Consider the following 6,000-nt stretch of genomic DNA (forward strand, 5'->3'; position numbering starts at 1 on the left):
TAACGACGACAGCCGGAATCGCCTGCCCAACTGCTTAACGCAGGTTAAGAAAGATCAACAATTTCATAATGTTGGTCGAGGCGCGCCAAACCACCGTGGTTGTTTCCAGGCAAAGGTTAACGGCAACGCCCTCTTAGCATGAAACGGGCCAGTTCAGCGATTCAGCATGTGGTGCGACTCGCGGTCGCGAAATCCACATGTAGCCGTGAACAAAAGCTGAATCTGCAGGAGTCACTGATTCGTCGCCGATTCGTTCCAGACTCGTTCTATCCGTTAATCCGCAGCCGGTTGAAAGCTTGACAAAACCACCTTCTGGCCGCCGGCGGAACATTCCGCTTTCGCTTCGCGCCCGAAATCCCTATGTGTCGCCTGTCATACGCGCCATTTGAGGCACGCTCCCGACAACCAGAGGCCAAGAAGCCTTATTTCCAGGTCCCAGAAGCCTTATTCTAGGTTGATGAACATCCAGCCCAAACACACCGAGCCGCTGATCCTGTCGGGCCGCGACGTGACTGCCGTGCTCGGGCCGACCAACACCGGCAAGACCCATCTCGCCATCGAGCGCATGGTGGCGCATGAGAGTGGTATCATCGGCCTGCCGCTCAGGCTGCTGGCGCGCGAGGTCTACGCCCGTGTCTGCGAAAAGGTCGGCGCCCACAAAGTGGCGCTGATCACCGGCGAGGAAAAGATCCAGCCGCCGGGCGCCAGATATTCGGTCTGCACGGTCGAGGCCATGCCGCGCGAGACCGACGCCGCCTTCGTCGCCATCGACGAAGTGCAGCTCGCCGGCGACCTCGAGCGTGGCCACATCTTCACCGACCGCATCCTGCATCTGCGCGGCCGCCAGGAAACGCTGCTGCTCGGTGCAGCCACCATGCATGGCATCCTGCAGCGCCTGCTGAGGGGTGTCTCGGTGGTGACGCGGCCTCGGCTGTCGCATCTTGCCTATGCCGGTTCCAAGAAGCTGACCCGCCTGCCGCGGCGCACGGCGATCGTCGCCTTTTCCGCCGACGAGGTCTACGCAATCGCCGAGCTGATCCGCCGCCAGCAGGGCGGTGCCGCTGTCGTGCTCGGCGCGCTCTCGCCGCGCACCCGCAACGCCCAGGTGGCGCTGTTCCAGTCCGGCGATGTCGACTACCTCATCGCCACCGATGCCATCGGCATGGGTCTCAACCTCGATCTCGACCACGTCGCCTTCGCCCAGAACCGCAAGTTCGACGGCTTCCAGTATCGCAACCTGACCGCGGCCGAGCTCGGCCAGATCGCCGGCCGCGCCGGCCGGCATCTGCGCGACGGCACCTTCGGCGTCACTGGCCAGGTCGACCCGCTGGACGAAGAGCTGATCAAGAAGATCGAAGGCCATGATTTCGATCCGGTGAAGGTGCTGCAGTGGCGCACCGCGCATTTCGACTTTGCCAGCCTCGACGCGCTGAAGCGCTCGATCGAGACCAACGCCCCCGTCGAGGGACTGACGCGGGCATTGCCTGCCGTCGATGCACAGGCGCTCGAGCATCTGTCGCGCGACGAGGACATTCGCGCACTCACCACCAATGCCAAGCGCGTGGCGCTGCTGTGGGAAGCCTGCGCGCTGCCCGACTACCGCAGGATCGCGCCGGCGCAGCATGCCGACCTCATCGCTTCCATTTACACGGACCTCGCACGCTACGGCCATGTCGACGAGAATTACATGGCCGAGCAGGTGCGCCGCGCCGATACCACCGAGGGCGATATCGACACGCTGTCGCATCGCATTGCCCAGATCCGCACCTGGACATTCGTGTCGAACCGGCCCGGCTGGCTGGCCGATCAGGCACACTGGCAGGAAAAGACGCGCGAAATCGAAGACAGATTGTCGGATGCGCTGCATGAGCGGTTGACGAAACGCTTCGTAGACCGCAGGACTTCCGTCCTCATGCGGCGCCTTAGAGAAAATACCATGCCCGAAGCCGAAATTAGTCCTACCGGAACCGTCCTTGTCGAAGGCCACCATGTCGGCGAGTTGCAAGGGTTCCGCTTCACCGCCGACCAGACCGCCGGCGGCGAAGACGCCAAGGCGGTGCGCACCGCCGCCCAGAAGGCGCTGGCCGCCGAGTTCGAGGCTCGCGCCGAACGCTTTGGCGCCTCGGCCAATGGCGACATTGCGCTTGGCTCGGACGGCACGCTGCGCTGGATCGGCGCGCCGATCGGCACGCTGGTATCAGGCGAAGACGCGCTGAAGCCGCGGCTGGTGCTGCTGGCCGACGAACAGCTGACCGGCCCGGCGCGCGACAAGGTCGCCGCGCGTGCAGAGCGATTCGTCAATTTCCAGATCGAGTCGCTGCTGAAGCCGCTGGTCGACCTGAAGAACGCCGACCAGATTTCCGGCATCGGCCGCGGCATCGCCTTCCAGCTGGTCGAGAATTTCGGCCTCATCAACCGCCGCGACATCGCCGAGGAGATGAAGTCGCTCGACCAGGAAGGCCGCGCCGCCCTTCGCCGGCTTGGCGTGCGCTTCGGCGCCTACCATGTCTTCGTGCCGGCGCTGATCAAGCCGGCGCCTGCCGGACTGGTGACGCTGCTGTGGGCGCTGAAAAATGACGGCAAGGACAAGCCAGGCTTTGGCGACGTGGTCCATGCGCTCGCCTCGGGTCGCACCTCGGTGGTGATCGACCCTGCTTTCGACAAGACGTTCTACAAGCTTGCCGGCTACCGCAATCTCGGCCGTCGCGCCGTGCGCATCGACATACTGGAACGGCTGGCGGATCTGATCCGTCCGGCGACCAACTGGAAGCCCGGCCTCGGCCAGCGCCCGGACGGCGCCTATGACGGCCAGTCGTTCATGGTGACGCCGCCGATGATGTCGATCCTCGGCGCCACGGCAGACGACATGGAAGAGATCCTCAAAGGTCTCGGCTACCGTGCCGAGCCGAAGCCGGCCGTCGAGGTCAAGGCACGGCTCGAAGCACAGGACAATGCCGCGCGCGAAGCGGCGGTGGCGAAGCTTGCGACGGAAGAAGCTGCACGAGCCGAGCAGGCCGAAGCGGCGGAAGCCGCGGCAATGGATGCCGCAGCAGAGGCAGCCGTCGAAGGGTCGGAGCCGGCATCTGACGCAGTGGCCGTTTCGGAAACCGCGGCCGAAATTCCCGCCGAAATCACCTCCAACGCCGCGGCTGAACCTGCTGCGCCTGCCGTGGAAGAACAGGCGGACGCTCCGGTCGAAACCGTGCAAGACGAAGCGCCTGTAGCCGAGGCTGCGGCCGACGTCGCCGAACCGGCGCCGGTTGAACCGCAGGCAGAGACTGAGATTGCCGAGATCGAAGTTGCAGCGGCAGAAGAAGCCGCAACGGCCGAGTTGGTGTCAAATGCCGCGCCGGCAACGGACGCCGCGCCGGACGAACCTGTGGCGGTGACTGAAGCAGCCGTCGGCCAACCCGCTCCGGAAGCCGAAGCGCCAAAACCCATCCTGTTGTGGCGTCAGGGCCGCTTCGAACAGCGGCCGCGCAACCGCGACGACGGCCGCAGGAACAATCGCCCACGCAACGGACAAGCGCGCGGCCGAAGCGATGCCCCCGTGGATACCGCCGGCGCACCGGCCGCAGCTGCACCCGGAGAACGTCCGGCCCATGAAGGACGGCGCGATGGTGCCGGCAAGCCGCGCTTCGACCGCTCGAAATTCAAACCCAAGCCGCAGGCCGAAGGCGAACAGCGGCGTGACGGCAGGCCGCAGGGCGAGCGTCCCGACCGCCGTGAGGGCCGTCCCGACTGGAAGGGTGGCAGGCCGGATGCCAAAGGTGGTCCGCAAGGCGTCAAGCCGGCCTTTCAGCCGAAGCCGCGCGAGGAGCGCCCGGTGCGTTTCGATCCGGATTCGCCCTTCGCCAAGCTCGCCGCATTGCGCGACCAGTTGAAGAAGTAGAACCCGGCTCGCTTCGATGGTTGCCGAAGGCCGCCAGCGCATCGACAAATGGCTGTTCTTCTCACGCGCCGTGAAATCGCGCTCGCTGGCGGCAAAACTGGTCGTCGCCGGCCGCGTTCGCATCAATCGCGACAAAGCAGCGCAGGCCTCCGATCAGGTCAAGCCAGGCGACGTCCTGACCATCACGCTCGAGCGCCGCATCTTCATCTGGAAGGTGCTCGGCGCCGGTACGCGGCGCGGCCCGGCCGAGGAGGCCCGTACGCTTTACGAGGACATGTCGCCACCGCCCGCACCGAAGGGCGAAGCCCCTCCCGATGCGATTCCGGGGCTGCGCGAGGCCGGCAGCGGCCGCCCGACCAAGAAGGAACGTCGCCAGACCGACCGATTGCTCGGCGAAGACTGATGGCCTGGCGTCCAAAAACACGCAGTGGTTCTGGGACAACGGCACGCCTGAGGCGAGAACTGAGCCCGGCAAACAGACGCTCTGCGGGACATGACTGACTTCCGCTGGGCCTGCAGTCTGGAATTCCATTCCGGAAACACCGGCACTGTCCGCAATGGCTACCCTTGCAAGCGGTCGACAAAGGCGTTACCTGACGGAAAAAGCCCAACAAAATGGGACGTCCCGGAGCCGACCGATGACCTATGTCGTGACCGACAATTGCATCAAATGCAAATACATGGACTGCATCGAAGTCTGTCCGGTCGACTGTTTCTACGAAGGCGAGAACATGCTCGTCATCCATCCCGACGAGTGCATCGACTGCGGCGTTTGCGAGCCGGAATGCCCGGCCGACGCGATCAAGCCCGACACCGAACCCGGCCTCGACAAATGGCTGCAGGTCAACACCGAATACGCCGACAAATGGCCCAACATCACCGCCAAGAAGGAACCGCCGGCCGACGCCAAATCCTTCGATGGCGAGGCCGGCAAGTTCGAGAAATACTTCTCGGCAGAGCCCGGCGAAGGCGATTGACAACACGGCCGCAAAGGCCGGTATTACGCCGGGTAAGAGGCACGTCGCATTAACCGGCTTGACAGGCGGCGCTGGCCTGTGGCCTTCGCTTGTGCAGCAAAACCTTGATTCTTCCGACTTTTTGTGTTACATCAGCGAAACATGCCGGTGACACAACGTCGATTTATGGCGCAGACGCCCCAAATCACTGAAAGGTGAAAATCCCATTCGGACCAGAGCGATCTGGGCCAGGCGGTCGCAATGTCGCGTTTGCCGGTCCGGCTTTTCCGATGGGTTCATCTGTTGTGCGGCTAACGATCGGCTTCCCCGATCGCGCGAGTTCGGACCGGCAGGACGCCGGTGCCACAACAAGGAGTTCAGGGCGTAATGGCAACGATCACCCCGCAGAAGAAGTCCACCGCTGCGCGTCACGGTTTCAAGACCGGCGAATACATCGTCTACCCGGCGCACGGCGTCGGCCAGATCGTCTCGATCGACGAGCAGGAAGTTGCTGGACACAAGCTGGAACTGTTCGTCATCGACTTCTCGAAGGACAAGATGCGCCTGAAGGTGCCGGTCGCCAAGGCGACCTCCATCGGCATGCGCAAGCTGTCGGAAGAGGATTATGTCGAGCGCGCGCTGAAGGTCGTGCAGGGCCGCGCCCGCGTCAAGCGCACCATGTGGTCGCGCCGTGCCCAGGAATATGATGCGAAGATCAATTCGGGCGACCTGATCTCGATCTCGGAAGTCGTGCGCGACCTCTACCGTGCCGACAACCAGCCGGAGCAGTCCTATTCCGAGCGCCAGCTCTATGAGGCGGCGCTCGACCGCATGGCCCGCGAGATCGCGGCCGTCAACCGCATGTCGGAAACCGAAGCCGTGCGCTTGATCGAGGTCAACCTCAACAAGGGCCCTAAGCGTGGCGCCAAGGCCGACAATGAAGAGGCCGAGCAGGAAGAAGCTGCCTGAACTTGTTCGCCTTTGAATTCATGAAAAACCCGGCCTCGTGAACTGACCCCCGAAAATTGGACATCAACCTTCGGGGGTTTTCATGTCCAAACACAGCGAGAGTTTGAAGCGCACTGTTGTTGATCGTTATTTGAGTGGTGAAGAGAGCTATGCGAGCGCCGGTGCAGCCGACGGCGTAGATGC

The 6,000-nt window shown here is 63.6% G+C and carries 4 protein-coding genes; all 4 read left to right on the forward strand.

Features of this window, described 5'->3' with window-relative positions:
• Positions 1–457: 457 nt before the first annotated feature.
• The 4 genes from EOA13_RS31165 to EOA13_RS31180 all read left to right on the forward strand — a co-directional run bounded on the left by EOA13_RS31165 (position 458) and on the right by EOA13_RS31180 (position 5,817).
• Positions 458–3,892 (forward strand): helicase-related protein, encoded by a 3,435-nt coding sequence (locus tag EOA13_RS31165; RefSeq protein WP_127297241.1) that lies wholly within the window; start codon positions 458–460, stop codon positions 3,890–3,892.
• Positions 3,893–3,908: 16 nt separating this feature from the next.
• The gene (locus EOA13_RS31170; RefSeq protein ID WP_127297242.1) at positions 3,909–4,295 is read left to right on the forward strand and encodes an RNA-binding S4 domain-containing protein; all 387 of its coding nucleotides are present in this window, start codon (positions 3,909–3,911) and stop codon (positions 4,293–4,295) included.
• Between the two features lie 235 nt (positions 4,296–4,530).
• Positions 4,531–4,869, forward strand: coding sequence for a ferredoxin FdxA (gene fdxA / locus EOA13_RS31175; RefSeq protein ID WP_023699302.1), 339 nt, complete (start codon positions 4,531–4,533; stop codon positions 4,867–4,869).
• 366 nt (positions 4,870–5,235) lie between these two features.
• Positions 5,236–5,817: a CarD family transcriptional regulator gene (locus EOA13_RS31180; protein WP_013529179.1), complete on the forward strand. Its 582-nt coding sequence runs from the start codon at positions 5,236–5,238 to the stop codon at positions 5,815–5,817.
• Positions 5,818–6,000 lie beyond the last annotated feature (183 nt).

It is taken from the genome of Mesorhizobium sp. M7A.F.Ca.US.011.01.1.1, assembly GCF_003998295.1.
Classification (GTDB): Bacteria; Pseudomonadota; Alphaproteobacteria; order Rhizobiales; family Rhizobiaceae; genus Mesorhizobium.